Source organism: Pseudomonas sp. NY15356, from assembly GCF_048068175.1.
In the GTDB taxonomy this organism is placed as follows: domain Bacteria; phylum Pseudomonadota; class Gammaproteobacteria; order Pseudomonadales; family Pseudomonadaceae; genus Aquipseudomonas; species Aquipseudomonas putida_K.
The window spans coordinates 146,461-170,975 of record NZ_JBLUPW010000004.1; the positions used below are offsets into that span (position 1 = coordinate 146,461).

A 24,515-nucleotide genomic window follows, 5' to 3' on the forward strand; every position below is an offset into this window, starting at 1 on the left:
TCGGCCTGGAGAACCCCCATGTCGCATTCGATTCGTGACAACCTCAAGCGCCTATTGGCACCCAGGCACCTGGCCTTCGTCGGCGGCCGCAGCATGGCACGGGCGCTCAAGCGCTGCGCCGAAGGTGGCTTCGCCGGCCAGATGTGGCTGGTCAACCCGCAGCACGAAAGCCTGGACGGCGTGCCATGCGTGACGAGCGTCGCCGACCTGCCGTGTGCACCGGACGCCGTGTTCATCGCCACCAACAAGGACCTGACCCTGCAATGCGTCCAGGCCCTGGCCGATCGTGGTGCCGGCGGTGCCATCTGCTACGCCTCGGGTTTCGCCGAGAGCGGCGAGCAAGGGCGTCTGTTGCAACAGCGCCTGCTCGAGGCCGCCGGCTCCATGGCCTTGCTTGGCCCCAACTGCTACGGCCTGCTCGACTACCTGCATGGCGCTGCCTTGTGGCCGGTCGCCCACGGCGGCAAGCAGGTGGAGAGGGGCGTAGCGATCCTGACCCAGAGCGGCAACTTCGCCTACAACCTGTCGATGAGCGACCGCTCGCTGCCGGTGGCCTACATGGCCTCGGTCGGCAACCAGGCACAGCTGGGCGTGGCCGAGCTGATGGACGTGCTGCTGGACGACCCACGGGTCACGGCCATCGGCCTGCACCTGGAAGGCCTGAAGAACGTGCCCGGCTTTGCCCGCGCCGCGCACAAGGCTCTGGAGCGCGGCATCCCGGTCATTGCCTTGAAGACGGGTGTCTCGCAGATCGGCGCGGAACTGGCGCTGAGCCACACCAGTTCGCTGTCGGGCTCCGACGCGCTGTACGACAGCCTGTTCCAGCGCCTGGGCGTGATCCGTGTGAGCGGCCCGGTGAGCTTCGTCGAAACCCTCAAGGCCGCTGCCTGCGGGCAACTGCCCAAGGATGGCCGCCTGATCGCCTTGGCATGTTCCGGTGGCGACGCCGGGCTGATCGCCGACTATGCCGAACGCAATCACCTGACCTTGCCCAAGCTCGAACCCGGGCAGGTGGATGAACTGGCCCAGGTGCTTCCGGCCTATGCCAACCTGGTCAACCCACTGGATTTCACCACGGCGATCTGGGGCGATGCCGCCGCGCTCGAGCGCATGCTCGACAGTGCCCTGCGCGGCGATGCCGACGCAGCCATGTTGGTGCTGGACTACCCGGCGCAGTTCACCGGCGAGCGCAAGGAGTGCGACCTGCTGTTGGGGCTTTACTGCGACGCCCTGGCACGCCACGGCAAGGTCGGCTTCGTCACCTCGGCCTTCCCGGAACTGCTGCCGGCCTACGCCCGCGAGCGCCTGCACGCCCATGGCATCGCCGCCTTGCAAGGTGTGGAGGACGGTCTGGCGGCCTGGGGGCGGATCGTCGCCTACCAACGCAACCGCCCGCGCTTGCTGGCACTGGGCGAGTCGGCCTTGGTGCCGCTGTGCCCTCAGGCGCTGGATGGCCAGGCGCACGTGCTCGACGAGTGGCAATCCAAGCAGGCGCTGCGTGCGTTCGGCCTGCCGGTACCAGCCGGTGTGCTGAGCACGCCCGGGCAGGCTGTCACGGATGCCGTCGGGGTGGGCTTCCCCCTGGTGCTCAAGGCAGTCAGTGCGCAGTTGCCGCACAAGACCGAAGCCGGCGCCGTGGCGCTCAATCTGCGTGATGCCAACGCCCTGGCGGCAGCGCTCGAGCAGATGCGCGAGCGTATTGCGGCCTACGCGCCGAATATGCCGTTCGACCAGGTGCTGCTCGAGCCCATGGCCGAGGCGCCACTGGCCGAACTGATCGTTGGCATCAAGCGCGAGAACGACTTCGCCCTGGCCCTGGTGATCGGCGCCGGCGGGGTGCTGGTCGAGCTGCTCAAGGACAGCGTCAACCTGTTGTTGCCCACCACCGACGGTGCCATCCGTAATGCCGTGCTGGGCCTGCGTAGCGCCGGCCTGTTGCAAGGCTTCCGGGGGCGCCCGGCGGCCGATCTGGACGCCTTGGTGGCGGCGATCCGCGCCGTGGCCGACTACGCCTGCGAGAATGCAGGCCGCTTGCTGGAGTTGGACGTGAACCCATTGATGGTCGGTGCCCAGGGCACCACCGCGGTCGATGCGCTGATCCGCCTCGGCCAGCCGCAAGGAGAACGATAATGCGTGAACCCTCCATGACCGCCGGCCAGGCCTTGGTGCGGCTGCTGGGCAACTATGGCGTCGATACCGTGTTCGGCATCCCCGGGGTGCATACCCTGGAGTTGTATCGTGGGCTGCCGGGCAGTGGCATCCGCCATGTGCTGACCCGCCACGAGCAGGGCGCCGGCTTCATGGCCGACGGCTATGCCCGGGTCAGCGGCAAGCCGGGCGTGTGTTTCGTCATCACCGGCCCCGGCGTGACCAACGCGGCCACCGCCATCGGCCAGGCCTACGCCGACTCCATCCCGATGCTGGTGATCTCCAGCGTCAACCACACCGCAAGCCTGGGCAAAGGTTGGGGTTGCCTGCACGAGACCCAGGACCAGCGCGCCATGACCGCGCCGATCACCGCGTTCTCCGCCGTGGCCCTGTGCGCCGAAGACCTGCCAGAGCTGATCGCCCGCGCCTGGGCTGTGTTCGACAGCGAGCGCCCACGCCCGGTGCACATCTCCGTGCCGCTGGACGTGCTGGCGGCCCCGGTCGCTCGGGACTGGAGCGCCGAGGTGGTGCGCCGCCCCGGGCGAGGCCTGCCCGATCGCGACAGCCTGGACCAGGCGGCCTTGAAGCTCGCCACCGCCAAGCGGCCGATGATCATCGCCGGTGGCGGCGCCTTGCAGGCGGCCGACGAACTGCGCCAGCTCAGCGAGCGCCTGGCGGCGCCGGTGTTCACCAGCGTGGCCGGCAAGGGCCTGTTGCCGCCGGAGTCGCCTTTGAATGCCGGTGCCAGCCTGTGCGTGGAAGCTGGCTGGCAACTGATCGGCGAAGCCGACGTGGTGCTGGCGGTGGGCACGGAAATGGCCGACACCGATTTCTGGCGTGAGCGCCTGCCGCTTCGTGGCGAACTGTTGCGGGTGGACATCGACCCGCGCAAGTTCAATGACTTCTACCCCTGTGCCCTGGCCTTGCATGGCGATGCCCGGCAGACCCTCGCCGGCCTGCTGGAACACTTGCCGCACATCCAGCGCGACGCCGGCGCCGCCATCGAGGCGGTGGCCAACTTGCGTCAGGCGATCCGCGCAGGCCATGGCCCGCTGCAAGGCATCCACCAGGCGATCCTCGACCGTATAGCCGCCGTGCTGCCGGAAAACGCCTTCATCAGCAGCGACATGACCCAGCTGGCCTACACCGGCAACTATGCCTTCACCAGCCGCGCCCCACGCAGCTGGCTGCACCCCACCGGCTACGGCACCCTCGGCTATGGCCTGCCAGCGGGTATCGGCGGCATGTTCGCCAGCGATGACCGTCCGGGCCTGGTGCTGGTGGGCGATGGCGGCTTCCTCTATACCGCGCAGGAGCTGGCCACCGCGGTCGAGGAGCTGGACCGCCCGCTGGTGGTGCTGTTGTGGAACAACGACGCCCTGGGCCAGATCCGCGACGACATGCTCGGCCTGGACATCGAACCCATCGGCGTGTTGCCGCGCAACCCGGACTTCGCCGCGCTCGGCCGGGCGTTCGGCTGCACCGTGGCGCAACCGCGCAGCCTCGACGAGCTGCAACGGGCGCTGCAGGCGGGCTTTGCCCGCAACGGTGTGACCCTGGTCGAACTCAAGCACGCCTGTGCCCACTGACGGAGGATTGCCATGCGCTTTTCCAAGCTGACCCAACGCATCGCCGGCGACGGTGCCGCCGCCTGGGACATTCACTACCGCGCCCTGGCGATGCAGGCCGAGGGCAGGGACATCCTGTTGCTGTCGGTGGGCGACCCCGATTTCGACACCCCGGCACCCATCGTCGAGGCAGCTATCGACAGCCTGCGCAACGGCCACACCCATTATTCGGACGTACGCGGCAAGCTGGCCCTGCGCCAGGCCATCGCCCGTCGCCACCAGCAACGCAGCGGCCAGAAGGTGGATGCCGACCAGGTCACCGTGTTGGCCGGCGCCCAGTGCGCGCTGTTCTGCGTGGCCCAGTGCGTGCTGGAACCGGGCGACGAGGTGATCGTCGCCGAGCCGATGTACGTCACCTACGAAGCCGTGTTCGGCGCCTGTGGGGCTACCGTGGTGCCGGTACCGGTCAAGCCGGAGAACGGTTTTCGCGTATGCCCCGCGGATGTGGCGGCACGCATCACCCCCCGTACCCGTGCCCTGGCCCTGAACAGCCCGCACAACCCTTCGGGGGCGAGCCTGCCACGCGCTACCTGGGAGGCCCTGGCCGAGATGTGCATCGCCCATGACCTGTGGCTGATTTCCGACGAGGTCTACAGCGAGCTGCTGTACGACGGCGAGCACATCAGCCCCGGCAGCCTGCCGGGCATGGCCGAGCGCACCGCGACACTGAACAGCCTGTCCAAGTCCCATGCCATGACCGGCTGGCGAGTCGGTTGGGTGGTGGGTTCGACCGAGCTGGCCGGCCATCTGGAGAACCTCGCCCTGTGCATGCTCTACGGCTCGCCCGACTTCATCCAGGATGCCGCGGTGGTGGCCTTGGAGCAGCCGTTGGCGGAGCTCGAGGCGATGCGCGACGCCTATCGTCAGCGACGCGACCTGGTCTGCGAGCGCCTGGCCGGCTGCCCGGGAATCAAGGCGCTCAAGCCCGATGGCGGGATGTTCGTGATGGTCGATATCCGTGAAACCGGCCTGAGCGCCCAGGCCTTCGCCGACCGCCTGCTGGACCGTGAAGGCGTCTCGGTGCTGGCAGGGGAGGCCTTCGGGCCTAGCGCTGCCGGGCATATCCGCCTGGGCCTGGTGCTCGGCGCCGAGGCGCTGGACGACGCCTGCCGGCGCATAGCCCGTTGTGCGCGGGCCCTGATGCAGGAGCAGGCCCATGCGTGAGTACCCGCGGCTGTATATCGACGGCGCCTGGCAATTGCCGAGCGGGCAGGGCATGGCCGAGGTCATCGACCCGGCCAGCGAGGCTGCCATCGGCCGTGTCCCGCTGGGCAACGAGCAGGATGTAGATCGGGCGGTGACTGCCGCCCGGCGTGCGTTCGGCGCCTGGTCGCGCACGCCCTCCAATGTGCGGGCCGGGTACATTCGTGCCCTGGCCGGGCAACTGAAGGCCAAGGCCGGGGAAATGGCCGATGTGATCACCGCCGAGCTGGGCATGCCGGTGCAGTGGTGCCAGATGGTCCAGGTGGACGGCCCCATCGAGGGCCTGGAGCAGTACAGTGAGCTGGCCGGGCTGATGGACGAGGTGCGCGAGGTCGGCAATTCGCTGGTGTACCGCGAGGCGGTGGGGGTGTGCGCCTTCATCAACCCCTGGAACTACCCGCTGCACCAGATGATCGGCAAGTTGGCCCCGGCCTTGGCCGCCGGCTGCACGGTGGTGGTCAAGCCCAGCCAGGAGACACCCTTGCACGCCTTCCTGCTGGCCGAGATGATCGACGCCATCGGCCTGCCTGCGGGCGTGTTCAACCTGGTCAGCGGGCCGGGGGCGAAGGTGGGCGAGGCCCTGGCCCGGCACCCGCAGGTGGACATGGTGTCGTTCACCGGCTCCACCGGTGCCGGAGTACGGGTCTCCCAGGCCGCCGCGCCGACGGTCAAGCGCGTGTGCCTGGAGCTGGGCGGCAAGTCGCCGCTGTTGATCACCGCCGATGCCGACCTGGAAGCGGCCGTGCGCCATGGCGTGCAGGACGTGATGATCAACTCGGGGCAGACCTGCACGGCGCTCACCCGCATGCTGCTGCCGGCCGAGCGCTATGCGCAGGCCCTGGAAATCGCGGTGGCGCAAACCCAGGCGCTGGCCATGGGCGACCCGCGAGACCCACGCAGCTTCCTCGGCCCCATGTGCTCGGCCGGGCAGCGGCGCACCGTGCTGGACTATATTCGCCTGGGCCAGGAGGAGGGCGCGCGGCTGCTGTGCGGCGGCGACACCGCCACGGGCTTCGAGCGGGGCTACTATGTGGCGCCTACGTTGTTCGCCGACGTCGACAACCGCATGCGCATCGCCCAGGAGGAAATCTTCGGGCCGGTGCTGTGCCTGATCCCTTATGCCGACGAGGCCGAGGCAGTCGAAATGGCCAACGATTCGCCGTTCGGCCTGTCCAGCGCGGTCTGGGCCGGTAGCCGCGAGCGCGGCCTGGACCTGGCGCGACAGATGCGCGCCGGGCAGTGCTTCGTCAACGGGGCCGGGTTCAACTACCGGGCGCCGTTTGGCGGGTACAAGCAATCCGGCAATGGCCGGGAATGGGGCGAGGAGGGGCTGGGCGAGTTCGTCGAGGTCAAGGCGGTGCAGCTCTGAACGAGCAGGGCCATGATCTTGCACAACCCTGCGCTTGCTCCGCGATCCACGGCGCGGCCCTTGCCATGCAACCGCGATGGCAGGGCCGCGCCAATCGTCGGCGAACCGGGTTCATCCTGCGGCCGCATCGTCCACCGGCCTGTCGAACGCCACGAACAACTGGTCCGCGGTGATCGACCCCAGGTCCAGGCGCATGTTCGCCTCGAGCATGGCGAACAGCCGGGTGAACACTTCATACACCTTGCAGTGGTCTTCCATCCCGGAGAACGGGTTGTCGATCTTCTCGGCAATCAATGAACTCTCCTGCACGGCGTCATACACATCGCGCAGGGTGATCTCGCTGGGTGGGCGCGCCAGGGTCAGGCCGCCATGGGCGCCGCGCCAGGATTTGAGGATATTGGCCTTGACCAGCTGCGAGGCCAGGCTGCGCACCCGTGCAGGGTGAACCTTGACCCACTTGGAGATGGTGTCGGTGCGAAGCTTCTGCGGGGCGTTGGCGGCCACGAACGAGAGGATATAGGAGGCGGTGATCAGACGCGTCGACTGGCTCATCGGCGAAGGTTCCTGGGTCGAAAATCGAAGTCTACACCCCTGTGAAAATCCACTTGGCAGAGGCACGGCATAGAGTCTAATGTATTTATCACGATGACAATTACAATTATGAGTCATCGAAGTGCGCGACCTTTCTCTTAGCGGTTCAAAAAGGCGATGCCATGAGCGATAACAAGAACAAGATCACTCAAGCGATACCCGAAGCTGGCCTGCCGCGTCGGGATTTTCTCAAGTACGGGGCCGCTGCGACCGTCGCCGGCGCCTTCTCTCTGGGCCTGCCGTTGCCGAGCTGGGCCGGGCAGGCCACACCCAAGGCCGGCGGTATCCTGAGCTTAGGGCTGGCCGGCGGCAGCAGCACCGACTCTGGCGACCCTGGCTCGTGGAGCGACACCTTCACCTTTGTCGGCTTCTCGGCGGTGTATAACACCCTCAGCGAGATCGACGTGGATGGCACGGCGATCCCTGAACTGGCAGAACGCTGGGAGTCCAGCCCCGATGCCAGGGTCTGGACCTTCTTCCTGCGCCAGGGCGTCACCTTTCACGACGGCAAGACCCTCGATGCCCAGGACGTGGTCGCCTCGATCCAGCACCACCTGGGCGAGAAGTCCACCTCGGCGGCCAAGGCCGTGCTGGGCGACGTAGCCCAGGTGCGCGCCCAGGGCAATGATACGGTCGTATTCGAGCTGCACGCGGGTAACGCCGACTTTGCCTATGTAGTCGCCGACTACCACCTGGTGATCATGCCGGCCAAGGACGGCGTGGCCGACTGGCGCCATAGCATCGGCACGGGTGGTTATCGCCTCAAGCGCTTCGAGCCGGGGGTGCGCATGGACCTGGAGCGCAACCCGGACTACTGGAAACCCGGCCGAGCACACTTCGCTGGCGCGCAGCTGCTGGCCATCTCCGATGGTACGGCGCGGGTCAATGCCCTGGTCACCGGCCAGGTGGACGTGATCAACAAGGTCGACCTCAAGATCGTGGCGCTGCTCAAGCGCAGCCCGCAGCTGGTCATCGAGGAAACCAAGGGCGCGCAGCACTACACCTTTCCCATGCTTTGCGACAGCCCGCAGTTTCGCAACAACGACGTGCGCCTGGCGCTCAAGTACGCCATCGATCGCAAGGCCCTGCTGGCTTCTGTGCTGCACGGCTACGGCCAGATCGGCAATGACCATCCGATCCAGCCCGGCAGCCGCTTCATCAACGCCGCCCTGGAACAGCGCAGCTACGACCCGGACAAGGCGCGCTTTCACCTGCGCCAGGCCGGCATGGACGGGCTCAAGGTACGCTTGCAGGCGTCGGAAGCTGCCTACACCGGCGCGGTCGATGCCTCGGTGTTGTTCAAGGAGCAGGCACGGCGTGCCGGTATCGACATCGAGGTCGTACGCGAGCCGGTCGATGGTTTTTTCACCAACGTGTGGATGAAACAGCCCTTCACCACCTCGTTCTGGTACAGCAGCTTGACCGCCGACCGCATGTTCAGCATCGGCTACGCCAAGGGCGCGGCCTGGAACGAGACGCACTGGGACAATGCCCGCTTCAACCAGTTGCTGGCCGCCGCCCGGGGAGAGATGAACGCACCGTTGCGCCAGGAGATGTACGACGAAATGCAGGGCCTGTGCCGCGATGATGGCGGGGCCATCGTGCCCTTGTTCGCCAGCTCCGTGGCGGCGCGTTCGCGCCGAGTCACCCATGGCGGCGTCACCGCACCCTATGGCGAGCTGGACGGCCTGCGCTTGATCGAGCGCTGGTGGTTGGCGTGACCCTTTGGTTGTTCCTGGAGAAGCTCAATGATGAATAGCCTTGGTTCATTGCTTGCACGGCGTCTGGCCTTGGGGCTGCTGTCGCTGCTGGCGGTTTCGGTCATCGTCTTCCTGGCCGTCGGCATGCTGCCCGGCGATGTCGCCCAGGCCATGCTCGGCCAGTCCGCCACCCCTGAAACCGTGGCCGCGCTGAGGGCCCAGCTGGGCCTGGACATGCCAGCGCCGAGCCGCTTCGGCCACTGGGCCTGGCAATTGCTGCACGGCGACTTGGGGGTGTCCCTGGCGAACCAGCGGCCTATCGCCGAACTGATCGGCGCGCGCCTGGGCAACACCTTCAGCCTGGCGTTGCTGGCCGCATTGGTATCAGTGCCCCTGGCGTTGCTGCTGGGTATGCTCGCGGCGCTGTACCGCAACAGTTGGTTCGACCGGTTGCTCAACACCAGTGCCCTGACCGCTGTTTCGTTTCCCGAGTTCTTCGTGGCCTACATTTTGATCTTGCTGTTCGCGGTGAGCCTGGGCTGGCTGCCGAGCATCTCGATTCTGCCACCGGACGCCTCCTTGGGCGAGGTTCTGCAGCGTTCGTTGCTACCGGTGCTGACGCTGGCCTTGGTGGTGATCGCGCAGATGATGCGCATGACCCGCGCCTCGTTGGTGAACCTGCTGGCCAGTCCCTACATTGAAATGGCCCGGCTCAAGGGCATTTCGCCGGGGCGGATCATCTTCCGCCATGCCTTGCCCAACGCCTTGGCTCCGATCATCAACGTAGTGGCGCTGAACCTGGCCTACCTGGTGGTCGGCGTTGTGGTGGTCGAGGTGGTGTTCGTCTACCCGGGGCTTGGCCAACTGCTGGTGGACTCGGTCGCCAAGCGCGACATCCCCGTGGTGCAGGCCTGCAGCCTGATCTTCGCCGCCACCTACGTCCTGCTCAATACCACTGCCGATGTGCTGTCGATCGCCAGCAATCCGCGCCTGATGCATCCCAAGGGGTAGCCGATGAGCCTGTTCAAGCAATTGCAACGTGCGCCGTTGAGCGCCAAGTTCGGTGTACTGGTGATCCTGCTCTACGTGCTGGTGGCGCTGTTCGCACCGGTGTTGGCGCCGTTCGGCGAGACCGAAGTGGTCGGCGAGGGTTTCGCGCCCTGGGGCGGGCAATTCTTGCTGGGCACCGACAACCTGGGCCGTGACATGTTCAGCCGCCTGATCTACGGTGCGCGCAACACCCTGGGCATCGCCTTCCTGACCACCGCACTGGCCTTCGCGGTGGGCGGTTTCTGCGGCCTGATGGCGGCGGTCAAGGGCGGCTTGGTCGACCAGGGGTTATCGCGCCTGGTGGATATCCTGATGGCCATCCCACAGTTGATCTTCGCCTTGTTGATCCTCAGCGTGGTCGGCACCACCGCGACTTCGCTGGTGCTGGTGATCGCGCTGCTCGATGCCACCCGGGTGTTCCGCCTGGCACGGGCGGTGGCGATGAACGTGGTGGTGCAGGACTTCGTCGAGGCCGCGCGCCTGCGTGGGGAAGGGTTGTGGTGGCTGGTCAGCCGCGAGGTGCTGCCCAATGCCGCAGCCCCCTTGATCGCCGAGTTCGGCCTGCGCTTCTGTTTCGTCTTCCTGTTCATCAGTGCCTTGTCGTTCCTGGGCCTTGGCATTCAGCCACCGACCGCCGACTGGGGCAGCATGGTGCGCGACAATGCGGTGCTGATCACCTTCGGTGAACTCAGCCCGTTGCTGCCGGCGCTGGCCGTGGCGCTGATCACCGTCAGCGTGAATTTCGTCGTGGACTGGGTACTGCATACTTCCAGTGGCCTGAAGGAGTGCTGAGCATGAATACACCGTTGCTGGAAATACGGAACCTGCGCATCGACGGACACCATGACGACGCCTGGCACCCGTTGATCAAGGGCATCGACCTGACCCTCGCGCGAGGCGAGGTGCTGGGGCTGATCGGCGAGTCGGGGGCGGGCAAGTCGACCCTGGGCCTGGCGGCCATGGGCTATGTGCGTGACGGTTGCCGCATCAGCGGCGGCTCGGTGCGTTTCGACGGCCAAGAGTTGGTGGGCGCTGCGTCCGAGACTTTGCGCCGCCTGCGCGGCCTTCGCATTGCCTATGTAGCGCAAAGCGCCGCTGCCTCGTTCAACCCGGCCCATCGGCTGATCGACCAGCACATCGAGACCGCCGTGAAGAACGGCGGCATCGACCGTGTCCGCGCCGAGGCCGAGGCGGTGGAGCTGTACCGGATACTGCGCCTGCCGGATCCGGAACGCATCGGCCAACGCTACCCGCACCAGGTTTCCGGTGGCCAGTTGCAGCGGGTGATGACCGCCATGGCCATGGCGTGCCATCCAGATTTGATCGTCTTCGACGAGCCGACCACCGCTCTGGACGTCACCACCCAGATCGAAGTACTGACCGCCATTCGCGATGCGATACGCACCTACGGCAGCGCGGCCTTGTACATCAGTCATGATCTGGCGCTGGTGGCGCAGATCGCCGATCGCATCATGGTGCTGCGCCATGGCAGCCTGGTGGAGGAGGCCCAGACCCGCACCATGCTGGAAAGCCCGCGCCAGGACTACACCCGGTCGCTGTGGGCCGTGCGCAGCTTCCATACCGAGGTCAAGCCGTGCCTGGCCCACGCCCGGCCCTTGCTGGAAGTCCGCCGGGCCAATGCCAGTTATGGCGCCCAGCCGGTGCTGCACGATGTCTCGCTCACGCTGCACCGTGGCCAGACCCTGGCGGTGATCGGCGAGTCCGGCAGCGGCAAGAGCACTACCGCACGGTTGATCACGGGCCTGTTGCCGGCCAGCAGCGGCCAGGTGCTGTACGACGGCGAGGCACTGCCGGCGGACTATCGTCAGCGCAGCAAGGAGCAGCTGCGGCGGATCCAGATGATCTACCAGATCCCCGATACCGCACTGAACCCACGCCAGCGTATCGTCGATATCATCGGTCGACCGCTGACCCTCTACCTCGGGCTCAAGGGCAAGGCGCTGCATCAACGTGTGGCCGAGTTGCTGGAGATGATAGAACTCGACCCGGGCAAGTACATGCACCGCCAGCCTCGCGAACTTTCCGGCGGCCAGAAGCAGCGCATCTGCATCGCTCGGGCGCTGGCCGCCGAGCCTGAGCTGATCATCTGCGACGAAGTCACCTCGGCCCTGGACCAACTGGTGGCCGAGGGCGTCCTCAAGCTGCTTGACCGTATTCAACGCCAGTTGGGCGTTTCCTACCTGTTCATCACCCACGACGTGGCCACGGTACGCGCCATCGCCGACGAAGTGATGGTGATGCAGCGCGGGCGAGTGGTCGACCATGGCAGCCGAGAAGCCATCTTCGCGCCGCCGTACCACGACTACACCGGGCTGCTGTTTTCCTCCGAACCGGAAATGGACCCCGACTGGCTCAACCGCCTGCTGGCCCGCCGGGCCGGGCAATCCAACCTGCAAACTGTGCAAGGACAACCTTCATGAACGTACTGATCGTCCACGCTCACCCCGAGCCGAAATCCTTCACCGCCGCCCTGCGCGACCAGGCGGTCGAGACCTTCACGGCCCAGGGGCACCAGGTGCAGGTCAGCGACCTGTACGCCATGGGCTGGAACCCAGTGGCCAGCGCCGAGGATTTCGGCACACGTGAGAACCCTGACTACCTGGTGTATGCCCTGGAGCAGCGCTTGGGGGTCAAGAGCGGCTCCATCGCCGCGGATATCCAGGCCGAGCTGGACAAACTGCTGTGGGCCGACCTGCTGGTGCTGAACTTCCCGATCTTCTGGTTCTCCACCCCGGCCATGCTCAAGGGCTGGATCGACCGCGTGCTGGTCTCGGGCGTGTGCTACGGCGGCAAGCGCTTCTACGACCAGGGCGGGTTGGTGGGCAAGAAGGCGCTGGTGACCGTGACCCTGGGCGGGCGCGAACACATGTTCGGCGAGGGTGCGATCCATGGGCCGCTGGAGGACATGCTGCGGCCGATCCTGCGCGGCACCCTGGCCTATGTCGGCTTCGAGGTGCTGCCGCCGTTCGTGGCCTGGCATGTGCCGTACATCAGCGATGAGGCGCGCAAAGGGTTCCTGCACGACTACCGGCAACGCCTGACCCACCTCTCGGACGACCTGCCACTGGAGTTCCCCAAGCTGTCGCAGTTCGACGAGGCGCTGTACCCGCTGCCCAGGTGATTGCGACCGATTGTCGCTCAGCAGACACCGGAGCGGGCGCCAGAACGCGCCCGCCCGGGTTTGTTGCCCGGGGCGCAACACATATTCTTCACGTCAAGACTGGTCAGTGGCGGCCCTACGACTTATGGTGGCGGGTAGCAAAACTTGTCTGGAGCTCCAATGTCGAACTTCCCCATCGTCCGCCCACGTCGCCTGCGCCAGAACCCGTCGTTGCGCAACCTGTTCCAAGAGACCGAATTCCGCCTCGACGACCTGATCCTGCCGATCTTCGTCGAAGAAGGCATCGACGATTTCGTGCCCATCACCAGCATGCCCGGGGTCAATCGCATCCCCGAGAAGAGGCTCGCCAGCGAAATCGAGCGCTACGCCCGCGCCGGCATCAAGTCGGTGATGACCTTCGGCGTCTCGCACAACCTGGACGCGACCGGTAGCGACACCTGGAACGAAAACGGCCTGGTGGCGCGCATGGCGCGTATCTGCAAGGACACCGTGCCGGAAATGGTGGTGATGTCCGACACCTGCTTCTGCGAGTACACCAGCCACGGCCATTGCGGCGTGCTGCACGACCATGGCGTGGACAACGACGCCACCCTGGCCAACCTGGGCAAGCAGGCCGTGGTGGCCGCTGCCGCCGGTGCCGACTTCATTGCCCCGTCGGCGGCGATGGACGGCCAGGTCCAGGCCATCCGCAGCGCCCTGGACGGTGCAGGCTTCCATGACACGGCGATCATGGCCTACTCGACCAAGTTCGCCTCTTCGCTCTACGGCCCGTTCCGCGAAGCCGGCGGCACCGCCCTCAAGGGCGATCGCAAGAGCTACCAGATGAACCCGATGAACCGCCGCGAAGCCGTGCGCGAGTCGCTGCTCGACGAGCAGGAAGGGGCCGATGTGCTGATGGTCAAGCCAGCCGGCGCCTACCTCGACGTGATCGCCGACATCCGCGCCGCCTCGCGCCTGCCGCTGGCGGCGTACCAGGTCAGTGGCGAGTACGCGATGATCAAGTTCGGTGGCCTGGCCGGCGCTATCGACGAGGCACGGGTAGTGCGCGAGAGCATCGGCTCGATCAAGCGTGCCGGCGCCGACCTGATCCTGACCTACTTCGCGATGGACCTGGCCCGCGACGGGATCTGATGGGTGCATAATGCAGCACCGCTAGCGCGGTGCACATCGCGAGCAGCGCGTTGCCGGACAAGCGCCTGTATCGGCGCCATCGTATTGAGATAGCGGCGGGTTGGCCGCACTCAGCGTATCGGGGGCAGATGCCCGGTCTTGAGATACACGACGGCGCCGCGTTCCCCGGCCAACATGTCCGGGTACACGCCTTGCGGCAGCCGCATCCAGCTGCCTTGGTCAAATGCTCCGTCAGCGGTTTCCAGCCGGCCGGAGACGACCAGCCATTCGGCGCTTGCCACCCCTCCATCGAACAACGGTGCGCCTGGCGGCAGGCGTTGCAAACTCACGCGCTCGGTGTTGTTGGCAAACAAGGGGCAGACTTCTCGGCCGCCTTGCATTTGCCAATTGGCGGCGTCTCGCGTGTCGATTCGCACGGGCGTTCTTTCGTCCGGCTGCATCTGCCAGAGCTTGACGAAGATGATCGCGCCTTCGGCGCTGGAAGGTCGGTGGGCCGAACCTGGCGGGTTACGCAGGTAGTAGCCGGCAGGGTAGTGCACATCGCCTTCGGAAAAGGTGCCGGATAGGACCAGCACCTCTTCGCCTCCAGGGTGGCCATGGGGCGGGAAGTGCGAGCCAGGCGCGTATCGCACGATGCTGGTTGCCCGCGCCCGCTCGCCGCCGAGCCGGTCGAGCATCACCCGCTCGACGCCCTGCTGCGGCGAGGGCACCCATTGGTAGTCATCGGGTGAAACGGTGGCGCGGCGGGAGAAGTCTGCGTTGACGAGCATCTGCGTAATCCAGCTTTGGGCCGGCCCCTTCATGATCGATTGCCACGACTCAGTTGCCACCGGCCATCACGCCGCCGTCCACGTCCCTGATCGCGCCGGTGACCCAGCAGGCCTTGGAAGCAAGAAGGTTATCACGTCAGCGACATCCTCTGATGTACCAACGCGACCGATCGGGTGGACGTCGTTGAAGCCTTGCAGGTCATGGCAAGAATAACGTCAGTGCATCTTTGGCTGCCCCGGGCTACGAGACTTGGCGAGCGACCCGGCAAACAGGTCGAGCATGGAGCAGAACAGAAAGTAGAGCAGGGCAACGAACAGGTAGATTTCCGTGGGATGCACCATCACCCGGTTGCTCACCTGGGTCGCCACGAACGACAGCTCGCCCACCCCGATCACGTAGGCCAGCGAGGTGTCCTTGATCAACGAGACCCATTGATTGAGGAACGACGGCAGCATGATCGGCAACGCCTGGGGCAATATCACCAGACGCAGTACCTGCCAAGGTCGCAGGCCCAAGGCTTTCGCCGCCGCCCATTGCCCGACGGGCAGGCTGTGGATGCCCGCGTACACCGAGTGCGCAAGGTAGGCGCCGCCGATCAATGACAATGCGCAGACCACCGTGGCCAACGCCGGCACGTCGACCTTGAACACGATCGGCAGCAGGAAGTAGCTCCAGAAGATCAGCATCAGTACCGGGATGGCGCGAAAGAACCCCAGTACCGTCACCAATACCCAGCGTGGCCAGCCACGCAACACCGCCAGGGCGATACCCAGCCCCAGGCCCAGCACGGCTGAGGTCAGGCCAGAGAACAACGCCAGCAGGACGGTCAGCACGGCGCCACCGATCGGCCCGTCGGGATAGGCGCCCATCAATAGGTATTGCAGATTGTCGACAACCACCGAAAAGTCCATGGCTCACGCCCCTCCCTGACGGTAGCGGCGGCTGTGCTGCAGGGCTTGGCCCAGGGCTTCGATGAGCGCGATCGCACCGATGTAGAGGAGGGTGGCGACGCCGAAGGCCTGGAAGGTCTTGAAGGTCTCGGTCTCCACCTGGCGCGAGGCGTAGGACAATTCGGCAAGGCCAATAGCCATGGCCAGGGAGGAGTTCTTCAGCGCATTCATGTACTGGCCCAGCAACGGCGGCAGCGCAGTACGCAGCGCCTGGGGCAACACCACCACCCGCCACACCTGTGCCGGCTGCAGCCCCAGCGCCAGGCCCGCCGCTCGCTGCTGCGGGCGTACCGAGGCGATGCCGGCGCGGATTTCCTCGGCAACGAAGGCCGCGGTATAGAGCGTCAGCCCCCAGGCCGCGGCGAGGAACTCGAACGAAGGCCACGGCAAGCCAAGCCATTGATGCGGCGTGTTGAGCCAGGCCACCAGAGTTTCCGGCAACAGCGCCGGCACACCGAAGTACCAGAAGAACAACTGCACCAGCAGCGGGGTATTGCGAAAGGCGGCCAGATAGGCACGCGCCGGCCAGGCACACCGCCGCCTGCGCGCAAGGCGGGCGATGGCCAATGGTGCGCCGATCAGCGTGGCGAGCACGCAACTAAGCAGGGCAAGGCCCAGGCTGATCAAGAAACCGTCGAGCAGCAGGAGCAGGTAACGCGGGGCGAGGAGGTCACCGAACATCGAGGGGGTTCCAGCGAATGAAACGAGTCGCGCGCCTTACGGGCGTGAGGCGCGCGGTTGCAGCGGCGCGATCAGCTCTTGTCGCCGATCTTGTACAGGCGCGCGAGCGGGGTCTTGGTCTGGGGGCCGAACCAGGTGTCGTAGATCTTCTGTGCCTGGCCGTTGGCTTCGAGGTCGCGCAGGCTCAGGTTGACGAAGTCGGCCAGGGCCGTCTCGCCCTTGGGGATGCCGACACCGATCAAGTCGTTGGAGATGGTGAAGGGCGGCACTTCGTACTTGTCCTTGTCCGGCACGTTGGCCAACAACCCGATCAGCTTCGGGCCGTCCTGGGTGATGGCCTGTACCTGGCCGTTGCGCAGCGCCGTGAAGGCAAACGGCGTGTCGTCGTAGGCGATGACCTTGGCGCCGGGGAACTTGTCGCGCAGCACCCCTTCGTTGACCGTGCCCTTGTCGACGCCGACGCGCCATTTGTTCAGATCGTCCGGGCTTTTCAGGCTGCCTTTCTTGACGATGAACTGCTGCCCTGAGGAGAAGTAGGGGATGCTGAAGTCCACCTGCTGTGCACGTTCCGGGGTGATGGTGAAGTTGGCCAGCACCAGGTCGACCTTGTTCGCCGTCAGCAGCGGCACACGGTTGGCCGGGTTGGTTGGCAGCACCTGGAGCTTGACGCCGAGCTTGTCGGCCAACGCTTTGGCGTAATCCACGTCGAGGCCTTCGATCTGCTTGCTCTTGGCATCGACGAAGCCGAACGGTGGGTTGCTGTCGAAGGCAGCGACACGCAGCACACCGGCTTGCTTGATATCCGCCAGGCGATCGGCATGGGCCGCGCCGGAAAGGACGACCAGGGCGAGGGCGGTGAGGGCAGTGAGTTTCTTCATGAATATGCAGCTCCTGGGATGGGCGAGAGCGGGCGATTGCGGATAGGAAAGGCCCGTTGTAGAGCGGCGGTGGTAGACCGCTGGCGAGATGGATTCTGGCAGGGGAGCGGGAGGGAGAGGAAAGAATGAATGGGTCTATCTTATAACCAAACTGCTTAGTTTGGTTGATTCATGCGACCTGTTTTGGAATAGAAAAGCGACGCGATGTCGACTTGCTTGAGCTATAGCTTAATGCGCCAGATCATTTACAGAGGGCACCGAAATGACCGAAGCACTGCGTCCACCCTTGCCGCCGTTCACCTTGGAAACGGCCATCCAGAAAGTCCGTGGCGCTGAAGACGGTTGGAACTCACGCGACCCGGCCAAAGTGGCGCTGGCGTATACGGAAGATACCCATTGGCGCAACCGCGCCGAGTTCATCGAAGGCCGCGCCCAGGTGCAGGCATTTCTTGAACGCAAATGGCACAAGGAGCTCGACTACCGGTTGATCAAGGAGCTGTGGGCGTTTGCGGATAACCGTATCGCAGTCCGTTATGCGTACGAATGGCACGACGATTCGGGTAACTGGTTCCGCTCGTACGGCAACGAAAACTGGGAGTTCGCCGCGAACGGGCTGATGCAGCGGCGGTTCTCCAGTATCAATGACCTGCCGATCGCCGAAAGCGAGCGCAAGTACCATTGGCCGTTAGGGCGGCGACCGGACGATCACCCTGGGTTGAGTGAGCTCGGGCTTTGAATCGACCCCGCCGGGCCGGGAATCGCCAGAAAGCAGGGGAGAGCAGGACCTGCATCTCGAGCCGCCCGAGCCGCATCTCCATCGCTCAAGCCACTGTGGTTCGCTCTGTTCCTGCGCGAGCGTTGCGGCGTAGACGCAAGGCCCATTTGGCGGTCAGTTTGAACAAGATCGCGCTGAACATCAGCGCGAACGCCAGTGGATACCAAGACCCCATGGGCAAACGCTTGTAGAAGGACAGCAGGAACACACCGGCGATCACCCAGGTCCCCGTGCTGTGCAGCGCCTTCCATAAACGGGCACCGAGCAACTTGGCCACGGCGGGGAAGGAGGTGACTGTCAACAAAAGGATGAACACATAGCCGATCGAACCTGGAATATTCGTGACGGCGCTGCGCCCATGCCAGAACGATTCGGGAAACCCGTTCGCGTACAGGATGATCAGCACCGCATGCACGGCATGGGAGAACGCGAATGCCAGCCCTAGGAAGCGTCGCTCCCGCAGCAGACCTCGGGTCAATGGGCTGGGCACCAGGGCTGCCATCGACGAGGCGAGAAAAGTCGCCAGGAACAGGGCAAAGGACGTGCGCGCGGTGACCCTGATGGCGCTACGCAGGGCATCCACCCATTGCGGCTGGGCCCATAGGGCCAGTGCGGCGGCGATGAGCACCAGCACGGACAACATGGAAAACAGGCGCCAACCATGCAGGTTGGCGGTGTCAGCGGTTCGGTTCATGGCAGGCTCCGGAGGGAATGCGGCGAGCGGGATGCCGCCGCGTGGTGGAGCCATGGTGCCAATGGCGTTTATCTGGGATGTGTCGAGCAAGGCCCATCGTGTATCGCACTGTAGCCGGCGTGTGGCTACAGGTGAAAATGTCCCGCAGTCTCCGGTTGGTAAAGCACTTTCCTGATCTCGATCCGGCGATTGCGTTCAGAAATTCGCCAGTCGATGGCGTCCCCCTCCTGGTAGCCCAGAATGGCCGCACCAATGTCGGAACACACGGAATGCTTCCCCGCGCCGCTGTCCGCGTCTTCAGGGTAGACCAAGGCGACCTCGATCTCTTCATCGTCCAGCTGCAGCAAGACCCTGGAGTTCATCGTGACAACGGTACTCGCCACCTTCTGCGGCTTGACGACAATGGCCCGCTCGAGTTCATGTTCGAGGTCGACAACGGCCGGGCCTTGCTCAAGCGCAATCAAGCGCTCGAGCCTGGCTTTGTCGATTTCAGTGATGTAGATCCCAGAGCAATCGCTGACGACACCGTCGCGCAATAACTGGCGATAGCGTGCCAGCGTCACGGAAAACGACTTCAATGTCGGCGTTTCGCTCTCCAGCACGAAGCCGCTGCGCAGGAAGGCTTGCAACGAACGCGTGTTGTCAGGGTGGATCTTGGCAATCAGTTTCGCCGCGCGCATGTCGAAGAAGGCCAGTTTCATGCCTTCGCGGATCGTGCGCAGACCAAGCCGCCGACCCCATTTTTTGCGGTCTCCGATGGCCAGCACGATCTCGCAATCCGAACCGGTCTTGACGAGGCGGACAAAACCCACCGGGGCGTCATGCCGGTCATAGGCGATGAAGAATCGGCCGCCACGGTTGAACAGGTGGGTCAGGATCGGCAATTGCGTCCGATCGATGGCTTGCTCGATGGAGCGGGAGACGTGACGCGAATCGCTCAGAAAACAGGTGACTCGCTCATCCTGCAACCAATCCATCAGCATCAGCGCGTGTGCCCGAGTAATTTCAGGGCACAGCGAAATGAAAGGCTTGTTCATCTTCACCACTTTCGCTTGTAAAGGATGAAAGCCCTTCATGGCTAGGGCCATGACGGTTCTTTCGGCAACCGGCTACCTTACGACATAACGTGAGTAATGCCCAACAATGCCGCGCCCGAGCAGCGTGGCCACATACACTGTAAATGGAAGGCTGCGGTGTGCTATGGGAGAGTCGTGGAGGCTGTGATAATGGGGGAAATCAAAAGGGCCATGTCATGCTGACCATCTCCAATAGCGTGCATCTGCCGGATGCCGACATCGAACTGACATACATCCGCGCACAAGGCGCGGGCGGACAGAACGTCAACAAGGTGTCCAGCGCCGTGCATCTGCGCTTCGATATCCTGGCATCGTCGCTGCCTGAGTTTTACAAAGAGCGGCTGCTGGCGTTGCGTGACAGTCGCATCACCGGCGATGGCGTGTTGATTATCAAAGCCCAGCAATACCGCACCCAGGAGCAGAACCGCGCAGACGCGTTGGCACGTCTTGCCGAGTTGATCATCGCTGCCGGCAAGACCGAGAAGAAACGCCGTCCCACCAAGCCGACCCTTGGGTCCAAGACACGACGCCTCGAAGGAAAGGCCAGGCGGAGTGAGGTCAAGGCGGGTCGCGGAAAGGTGGATTTTTAATGGTGGAGGGGGAACGTGACGGTAAGTCTCAATGGCATCCAAGGCATTTCAACTTGAGGACTGCAAGCTCCTAATAATACAAGATTTAACATAATATACATTATGCGCATCTTCGTATGGAGTTACCGGGGCCGTGGGTGGACAGATTTGAAGCCAGGCCCCTGGCCTAGATCACTGCGCTGCAGATAGAGCTTGGACCTCAGCGATGTAACCCAGCACGAACGGATCCTGCGAGCCTCGCTCCTTGTAGTAGCCAACCACGTTGGCCAATGTCCACCGCAGCAACCCCATCAGCACTGGATCGGAAAATTTGCAACTGACCGACTCATACTGATATCGGCTGTTGGTGAACACATCGCGATACCGCTCGAATGAATGTTCCTGGCTGTTAAGGGCCAGGCGCTCTCGAATCGCCGCAGGCATCGCGTGAAACAGCGTCAGCAGATCGTGAGCATCACGCCTTTGTTTGGGTGGAATCTTGCCGATTGACTGCAGGTGCTGGTGGGCCGTTTTGAGAGCTTCGACGTCGAGCTTGTAGGTTTCGCCAGAAGTACCTTGGTGCTGATCTGGCAAGGAAATAAAGCTTTTCAGCAGGATTTCCATACCGATCGCCGCATTGACCATGGCGACATGTGGGAGGTTTTGGGCGTGTAGAAGCTCAGCGGCCTTAAGGTAGTTATGGACGCTTTCAAGCATCCAGCCTGGAAAATGAGTCATTGAGTAGCAATCCTCGATGGTCACAATGACGCCGAAGGTAGCTCACCAGGTGAACTACCCTACCTTTTATCCTATGACTTCAAGGAATAACTACACTAAATATTCATTTAGTCGAGTTATGAATCTGGCCGCCTCTGGAACCTTGACTTCCCTATATTCTCTGCGGGCTGCTCACCCGCCACGAACGCTGTGGCAGGTAAGCAGTGTCCGTCAAGCCTGGCGCAACTCACTCGGGTCAATCGGCAATCGGCGAAGGCGTTTGCCTGTGGCGGCAAATATTGCATTGGTGACCGCAGGTGCAATCAGGACAGTGGAGACTTCACCCAGGCCGCCGGGCGCCTCATCACTCTTGATGACGTGAACATCGAATTGCGGTGTCTCGTTGATGCGCAAGATCCGATACGTATCGAAATTGCCTTGTTCGACCCGCCCGTCCTTGAAGGTAATGTCTCCGAACAACGCCGCCGTCAGCCCGAAGATGGTGCCTCCTTGCATTTGCGCCACTACGCTGTCCGGGTTTATCGCAATGCCGCAATCCACCACACTGGTGATCCGTTTCACCTTGACCTCCCCCGAGGGCTGGACACTGACTTCAGCCACTTGGGCGGCATAAGTACCAAAACAATAAGTAAGGGCCAACCCGCGCCCTTCCCTATTGCCCATTGGCGTGCCCCAGCCCGATTTTTCGCGAAGCGTCTCAAGCACCTTGAGTAACCGAGGATGCTTTTGAAGCAATGGATAGCGATACTCAAACGGATCAATCTTGGCGATATGCGCCAGTTCGTCCAGGAAACTTTCAACCATGAAACCGTTCTGGGTGTGGCCCACACCGCGCCAAAATGCGGGGTAGATCCCTTCAGGAGGCTCGTGGCGTACGTAATAAGCGCTGATGTTGGGAAATGCGTACGGACCGGAAGGGTCGCGTACCGCATCTCGATCGATGCCGTCCTTGAAGGCGGCAGGCAACCAACGCGCCAAGATGGAGCCGCCGGTTACTTTGTGGACCCACGCGACGGGACGGCCCTGCTCGTCGAGCGCGGCGCTCAGGTGGTTGTAATGGTACGGCCGCAGCGAACTGTGCCGCGTATCTTCCTCCCGTGAATAGATGACCTTGACGGGATAATCCACTTGCTTGGCGATCTTTACGGCATGGGCTACAAAATCGACTTCCAGGCGTCGGCCAAAGCCACCTCCCAGCAATTGGTTATGTACCTCCACCTTATCCTCGGGCAGCCCAGTGAGCTCTGCAGCAATCGCCTTTGCACGCGCCGGTACCTGGCTACCGACCCAGAGTTCGCAACCATCCTTGCGCACATGTACCGTGCAATTCACCGGTTCCATACAGGCATGGGCCAGGAATGGAACCTGGTAAACCGCATCTACCTTCCGGGTGGCAGTCTTGAGCACCCCTTCTGCATCACCCTCCTTGCGGGATTGCCGACCGGGTTGCATCGACGCTTTTTTTATCGCCTCAAGCATTTGTTCGCTCGACACCGATGCGTTCTGGCCGCCGTCCCATTGGATCTGCAATGTAGCCAACCCTTTGCGCGCGGCCCCCATGTGATCTGCGACCACCGCTACCGAATTATCGGTTTTTATGACCTGCCGAACGCCCTTGATGGCCATGGCCATGGCCGGGCCTGGCTCGACCGCTTTCAGCGTGCCTCCAACAACAGGGCAAATCGTGATTGCAGCGACTTTCATGCCTTCCGGCCGAACGTCGATGCCGAACACTGCCTTGCCCGTAACCTTATCCTGCCCGTCGGTCCGTTTGGCGGGAGTACCAATGAGCTTGAATTCACTGGATGGTTTCAGAGGCAGCGTATCTGGAATAGGCAGTTTCGCCGCAGCACTGGCGAGCTCTCCATAGCCAAGCTTCCGGCCGCTGGCCGAATGGAGCACCGATCCGTTTTCTGCTTTGCAACTATCCGCAGCCACCCCCCACTGATTGGCCGCTGCGCTGATCAATAGCATGCGTGCCGCCGCGCCCGCCTCACGTAGCGGCTTCCAGTTGGCAGGCACCGATGTCGATCCGCCCGTCACCTGGAACCCCAGTGCGGGGTTGGCGTAGCGCTTGTCGTCTGCCGGGGCATGCTCGACAACGATCTGGTCGAGCCCTACTTCCAACTCCTCCGCTATGAGCGCGGGCATTGACGTATAGGTGGCCTGCCCCATTTCCACCGGCTGGATGACAAACACCACCTTGCCACTGGGCTCGATCCGAATATAGGCATTGGGTGTGAAGCTTGAGTCCTGTGCCAGCGCCGTCCCCAAGGCTCCTGGGAGCGAAATACTGATCAACAAGCCACCGCCCAGTGCAACACTGGCCCGGAGAAAACCACGACGGCTGACCCCTTCGGTAGAAGATGAGGCCATCAGATCCTGGCTACTCATGATTTAGCCTCCCCGCTCGTAGGCTGAGACTTGCTTGCAGCTGTCTTTATTGCCTCTCGAATGCGCACATAGGTGCCGCAACGGCAGATGTTGCCTGCCATCGTGGCATCGATATCGGCATCGCTGGGGTTCGCATTGCTGGCGAGCAATGACGTTGCGGCCATGATCTGCCCTGATTGGCAGTAGCCGCATTGAACGACCTCGTGTTCGAGCCACGCCTGCTGTACACGACGACCCACATCCGTGTCACCCACCGCTTCTATCGTCGTGATGCTGGCTCCCGCCAGGCTGCCGACAGGTGTAACGCACGAGCGGATGGCGACACCGTTCATATGCACGGTACACGCACCGCACAGGGCCATTGCGCAACCGAACTTGGTCCCCGTCATCCCCAGCACATCTCTGAGTACCCATAGCAGCGGCGTGTCGTCATCCACGTCCACCTGATGTTCGGTTCCATTGATCGTTAGCGTTTGGGTCATCGGATCGCCCTCGTCTGCACTACGGGTAGTTGCGCCTGGACGGCTTCGATGCAGGCGTGCAAAACAATAGAAGAGCTTAGGTCGAGATTTTCGATCAGGGGGGACAGGAAAAGAATAAAATCGACGACCCGATCGATCGTTGACCCACCGACGCAACCCAACAACGTGTTGTCTCTTTCCACCGACTTCGTCTCGTAAGCTGCCGCACGCCAAACCTGAACCGGGTGCGCCGGTTCAGGTTTTGGCTGTCTGCGACGCCAGAACGACCGCCCTGCAAGTTGACTCCCCATCCCATAAATGCTCAGATGCGCCCCAGTTTCAGGTGTCCCCTGCCGCCGTGCCGGGGATTAAACGGGAAGCCGGTGCCTCGCCTTGTGCGATCAGTCCGGCGCTGCCCCCGCAACGGTAAGCGAGCGATGCATTCGATACGCCACTGTGCCACCGGCATGGGAAGGTGAATGCCTCACGCCTCTCGCAAGCCCGGAGACCGGCCTGTCACCTCGTTTGGCAACTCCCGCGGTGGGCGGGCGCGGGCCGGTCTTGGG

The 24,515-nt window shown here is 63.7% G+C and carries 22 protein-coding genes, 1 pseudogene and 1 riboswitch; of the genes and pseudogenes, 12 read left to right on the forward strand and 11 right to left on the reverse strand.

What is annotated here, in order from left to right:
• Positions 1 to 18: 18 nt before the first annotated feature.
• Genes ACNFCI_RS05680 through ACNFCI_RS05695 form a run of 4 tightly spaced genes read left to right on the forward strand, consistent with a single transcriptional unit; the run spans position 19 to position 6,348 of the window.
• Positions 19 to 2,130 carry an acetate--CoA ligase family protein gene (locus tag ACNFCI_RS05680; RefSeq protein WP_416767589.1) on the forward strand — a complete coding sequence of 704 codons (2,112 nt, stop codon included), beginning with the start codon at positions 19 to 21 and terminating at the stop codon, positions 2,128 to 2,130.
• The gene (locus ACNFCI_RS05685) at positions 2,130 to 3,737 is read left to right on the forward strand and encodes a 5-guanidino-2-oxopentanoate decarboxylase (protein ID WP_368828967.1); all 1,608 of its coding nucleotides are present in this window, start codon (positions 2,130 to 2,132) and stop codon (positions 3,735 to 3,737) included. Before ACNFCI_RS05680 ends, ACNFCI_RS05685 begins: the two co-directional genes overlap by 1 nt.
• Positions 3,738 to 3,749: 12 nt before the next feature.
• Positions 3,750 to 4,940 carry a pyridoxal phosphate-dependent aminotransferase gene (locus ACNFCI_RS05690; protein ID WP_416767591.1) on the forward strand — a complete coding sequence of 397 codons (1,191 nt, stop codon included), beginning with the start codon at positions 3,750 to 3,752 and terminating at the stop codon, positions 4,938 to 4,940.
• Positions 4,933 to 6,348, forward strand: a complete 1,416-nt coding sequence (locus ACNFCI_RS05695) for an aldehyde dehydrogenase family protein (protein WP_416767593.1) — start codon at positions 4,933 to 4,935, stop codon at positions 6,346 to 6,348. Before ACNFCI_RS05690 ends, ACNFCI_RS05695 begins: the two co-directional genes overlap by 8 nt.
• Before the next feature lie 111 nt (positions 6,349 to 6,459).
• Here ACNFCI_RS05695 and ACNFCI_RS05700 read toward each other — a convergent pair whose 3' ends face one another.
• Positions 6,460 to 6,900, reverse strand: coding sequence for an RrF2 family transcriptional regulator (locus tag ACNFCI_RS05700; protein ID WP_084857883.1), 441 nt, complete (start codon positions 6,898 to 6,900; stop codon positions 6,460 to 6,462).
• A gap of 161 nt (positions 6,901 to 7,061) precedes the next feature.
• Here ACNFCI_RS05700 and ACNFCI_RS05705 point away from each other — a divergent pair, with 161 nt between their 5' ends.
• The 6 genes from ACNFCI_RS05705 (at position 7,062) to hemB (ending at position 13,962) form a co-directional block, all read left to right on the forward strand.
• A complete protein-coding gene (locus tag ACNFCI_RS05705; protein ID WP_368828964.1) occupies positions 7,062 to 8,660 on the forward strand; it encodes an ABC transporter substrate-binding protein in 1,599 nt (532 codons plus the stop codon).
• A 30-nt stretch (positions 8,661 to 8,690) separates the two neighbouring features.
• A complete protein-coding gene (locus ACNFCI_RS05710; RefSeq protein WP_172403029.1) occupies positions 8,691 to 9,650 on the forward strand; it encodes an ABC transporter permease in 960 nt (319 codons plus the stop codon).
• 3 nt (positions 9,651 to 9,653) lie between these two features.
• On the forward strand, positions 9,654 to 10,481 hold the full coding sequence (locus ACNFCI_RS05715; RefSeq protein ID WP_172403028.1) for an ABC transporter permease: 828 nt from the start codon (positions 9,654 to 9,656) through the stop codon (positions 10,479 to 10,481).
• Positions 10,482 to 10,483: 2 nt separating this feature from the next.
• Entirely contained in the window at positions 10,484 to 12,130 is a 1,647-nt protein-coding gene (locus ACNFCI_RS05720; protein ID WP_368828963.1) for an ABC transporter ATP-binding protein, read from the forward strand.
• Positions 12,127 to 12,831 carry an NAD(P)H-dependent oxidoreductase gene (locus ACNFCI_RS05725; protein WP_416767596.1) on the forward strand — a complete coding sequence of 235 codons (705 nt, stop codon included), beginning with the start codon at positions 12,127 to 12,129 and terminating at the stop codon, positions 12,829 to 12,831. Before ACNFCI_RS05720 ends, ACNFCI_RS05725 begins: the two co-directional genes overlap by 4 nt.
• 159 nt (positions 12,832 to 12,990) lie before the next feature.
• Entirely contained in the window at positions 12,991 to 13,962 is a 972-nt protein-coding gene (hemB, locus tag ACNFCI_RS05730) for a porphobilinogen synthase (protein ID WP_084857879.1), read from the forward strand.
• Between the two features lie 110 nt (positions 13,963 to 14,072).
• Here hemB and ACNFCI_RS05735 read toward each other — a convergent pair whose 3' ends face one another.
• The 5 genes and pseudogenes from ACNFCI_RS05735 to ACNFCI_RS05755 all read right to left on the reverse strand — a co-directional run bounded on the left by ACNFCI_RS05735 (position 14,073) and on the right by ACNFCI_RS05755 (position 17,242).
• On the reverse strand, positions 14,073 to 14,732 hold the full coding sequence (locus tag ACNFCI_RS05735; RefSeq protein ID WP_416767598.1) for a cupin domain-containing protein: 660 nt from the start codon (positions 14,730 to 14,732) through the stop codon (positions 14,073 to 14,075).
• Between the two features lie 49 nt (positions 14,733 to 14,781).
• Positions 14,782 to 14,930 (reverse strand): annotated as a pseudogene (locus ACNFCI_RS05740) (SDR family oxidoreductase); the annotation flags it as partial.
• 18 nt (positions 14,931 to 14,948) lie between these two features.
• The gene (locus ACNFCI_RS05745; RefSeq protein ID WP_416767600.1) at positions 14,949 to 15,644 is read right to left on the reverse strand and encodes an amino acid ABC transporter permease; all 696 of its coding nucleotides are present in this window, start codon (positions 15,642 to 15,644) and stop codon (positions 14,949 to 14,951) included.
• Between the two features lie 3 nt (positions 15,645 to 15,647).
• Positions 15,648 to 16,364 carry an amino acid ABC transporter permease gene (locus ACNFCI_RS05750; protein ID WP_084857876.1) on the reverse strand — a complete coding sequence of 239 codons (717 nt, stop codon included), beginning with the start codon at positions 16,362 to 16,364 and terminating at the stop codon, positions 15,648 to 15,650.
• 71 nt (positions 16,365 to 16,435) lie between these two features.
• Entirely contained in the window at positions 16,436 to 17,242 is an 807-nt protein-coding gene (locus tag ACNFCI_RS05755) for an ABC transporter substrate-binding protein (RefSeq protein WP_416767602.1), read from the reverse strand.
• Between the two features lie 262 nt (positions 17,243 to 17,504).
• Here ACNFCI_RS05755 and ACNFCI_RS05760 point away from each other — a divergent pair, with 262 nt between their 5' ends.
• Positions 17,505 to 17,978, forward strand: a complete 474-nt coding sequence (locus tag ACNFCI_RS05760) for a DUF1348 family protein (RefSeq protein WP_084857874.1) — start codon at positions 17,505 to 17,507, stop codon at positions 17,976 to 17,978.
• Between the two features lie 85 nt (positions 17,979 to 18,063).
• Here ACNFCI_RS05760 and ACNFCI_RS05765 read toward each other — a convergent pair whose 3' ends face one another.
• The gene (locus ACNFCI_RS05765; RefSeq protein ID WP_416767604.1) at positions 18,064 to 18,711 is read right to left on the reverse strand and encodes a hypothetical protein; all 648 of its coding nucleotides are present in this window, start codon (positions 18,709 to 18,711) and stop codon (positions 18,064 to 18,066) included.
• A gap of 125 nt (positions 18,712 to 18,836) precedes the next feature.
• Positions 18,837 to 19,799: a GNAT family N-acetyltransferase gene (locus tag ACNFCI_RS05770; protein ID WP_416767606.1), complete on the reverse strand. Its 963-nt coding sequence runs from the start codon at positions 19,797 to 19,799 to the stop codon at positions 18,837 to 18,839.
• A gap of 164 nt (positions 19,800 to 19,963) precedes the next feature.
• Here ACNFCI_RS05770 and arfB point away from each other — a divergent pair, with 164 nt between their 5' ends.
• Positions 19,964 to 20,377 (forward strand): alternative ribosome rescue aminoacyl-tRNA hydrolase ArfB, encoded by a 414-nt coding sequence (arfB, locus tag ACNFCI_RS05775; RefSeq protein WP_084857871.1) that lies wholly within the window; start codon positions 19,964 to 19,966, stop codon positions 20,375 to 20,377.
• 171 nt (positions 20,378 to 20,548) lie between these two features.
• Here arfB and ACNFCI_RS05780 read toward each other — a convergent pair whose 3' ends face one another.
• From ACNFCI_RS05780 to ACNFCI_RS05790, 3 genes are all read right to left on the reverse strand, one after another.
• A complete protein-coding gene (locus ACNFCI_RS05780) occupies positions 20,549 to 21,094 on the reverse strand; it encodes a hypothetical protein (protein ID WP_368828960.1) in 546 nt (181 codons plus the stop codon).
• Positions 21,095 to 21,304: 210 nt separating this feature from the next.
• Positions 21,305 to 23,488: a molybdopterin cofactor-binding domain-containing protein gene (locus ACNFCI_RS05785; RefSeq protein ID WP_416767609.1), complete on the reverse strand. Its 2,184-nt coding sequence runs from the start codon at positions 23,486 to 23,488 to the stop codon at positions 21,305 to 21,307.
• Positions 23,485 to 23,970 carry a (2Fe-2S)-binding protein gene (locus ACNFCI_RS05790; protein WP_368828957.1) on the reverse strand — a complete coding sequence of 162 codons (486 nt, stop codon included), beginning with the start codon at positions 23,968 to 23,970 and terminating at the stop codon, positions 23,485 to 23,487. The genes ACNFCI_RS05785 and ACNFCI_RS05790 overlap by 4 nt, the downstream gene beginning before the upstream one ends.
• Positions 23,971 to 24,273: 303 nt before the next feature.
• A riboswitch (cobalamin riboswitch) is annotated at positions 24,274 to 24,481 on the forward strand.
• Positions 24,482 to 24,515: the final 34 nt, after the last annotated feature.

Excerpts from the sequence above, each read along its gene's own strand:
- ACNFCI_RS05770 (WP_416767606.1), bottom strand. The coding sequence starts at position 19,799 with ATGGCCCTAGCCATGAAGGGCTTTCATCCTTTACAAGCGAAAGTGGTG.
- ACNFCI_RS05765 (WP_416767604.1), bottom strand. The coding sequence starts at position 18,711 with ATGAACCGAACCGCTGACACCGCCAACCTGCATGGTTGGCGCCTGTTT.
- ACNFCI_RS05785 (WP_416767609.1), bottom strand. The coding sequence starts at position 23,488 with ATGAGTAGCCAGGATCTGATGGCCTCATCTTCTACCGAAGGGGTCAGC.
- ACNFCI_RS05710 (WP_172403029.1), top strand. The coding sequence starts at position 8,691 with ATGAATAGCCTTGGTTCATTGCTTGCACGGCGTCTGGCCTTGGGGCTG.
- ACNFCI_RS05690 (WP_416767591.1), top strand. The coding sequence starts at position 3,750 with ATGCGCTTTTCCAAGCTGACCCAACGCATCGCCGGCGACGGTGCCGCC.
- ACNFCI_RS05725 (WP_416767596.1), top strand. The coding sequence starts at position 12,127 with ATGAACGTACTGATCGTCCACGCTCACCCCGAGCCGAAATCCTTCACC.
- ACNFCI_RS05745 (WP_416767600.1), bottom strand. The coding sequence starts at position 15,644 with ATGGACTTTTCGGTGGTTGTCGACAATCTGCAATACCTATTGATGGGC.
- hemB (WP_084857879.1), top strand. The coding sequence starts at position 12,991 with ATGTCGAACTTCCCCATCGTCCGCCCACGTCGCCTGCGCCAGAACCCG.
- arfB (WP_084857871.1), top strand. The coding sequence starts at position 19,964 with ATGCTGACCATCTCCAATAGCGTGCATCTGCCGGATGCCGACATCGAA.
- ACNFCI_RS05720 (WP_368828963.1), top strand. The coding sequence starts at position 10,484 with ATGAATACACCGTTGCTGGAAATACGGAACCTGCGCATCGACGGACAC.
- ACNFCI_RS05700 (WP_084857883.1), bottom strand. The coding sequence starts at position 6,900 with ATGAGCCAGTCGACGCGTCTGATCACCGCCTCCTATATCCTCTCGTTC.
- ACNFCI_RS05750 (WP_084857876.1), bottom strand. The coding sequence starts at position 16,364 with ATGTTCGGTGACCTCCTCGCCCCGCGTTACCTGCTCCTGCTGCTCGAC.
- ACNFCI_RS05695 (WP_416767593.1), top strand. The coding sequence starts at position 4,933 with ATGCGTGAGTACCCGCGGCTGTATATCGACGGCGCCTGGCAATTGCCG.
- ACNFCI_RS05735 (WP_416767598.1), bottom strand. The coding sequence starts at position 14,732 with ATGCTCGTCAACGCAGACTTCTCCCGCCGCGCCACCGTTTCACCCGAT.
- ACNFCI_RS05755 (WP_416767602.1), bottom strand. The coding sequence starts at position 17,242 with ATGAAGAAACTCACTGCCCTCACCGCCCTCGCCCTGGTCGTCCTTTCC.
- ACNFCI_RS05760 (WP_084857874.1), top strand. The coding sequence starts at position 17,505 with ATGACCGAAGCACTGCGTCCACCCTTGCCGCCGTTCACCTTGGAAACG.
- ACNFCI_RS05680 (WP_416767589.1), top strand. The coding sequence starts at position 19 with ATGTCGCATTCGATTCGTGACAACCTCAAGCGCCTATTGGCACCCAGG.
- ACNFCI_RS05790 (WP_368828957.1), bottom strand. The coding sequence starts at position 23,970 with ATGACCCAAACGCTAACGATCAATGGAACCGAACATCAGGTGGACGTG.
- ACNFCI_RS05685 (WP_368828967.1), top strand. The coding sequence starts at position 2,130 with ATGCGTGAACCCTCCATGACCGCCGGCCAGGCCTTGGTGCGGCTGCTG.
- ACNFCI_RS05715 (WP_172403028.1), top strand. The coding sequence starts at position 9,654 with ATGAGCCTGTTCAAGCAATTGCAACGTGCGCCGTTGAGCGCCAAGTTC.
- ACNFCI_RS05705 (WP_368828964.1), top strand. The coding sequence starts at position 7,062 with ATGAGCGATAACAAGAACAAGATCACTCAAGCGATACCCGAAGCTGGC.
- ACNFCI_RS05780 (WP_368828960.1), bottom strand. The coding sequence starts at position 21,094 with ATGACTCATTTTCCAGGCTGGATGCTTGAAAGCGTCCATAACTACCTT.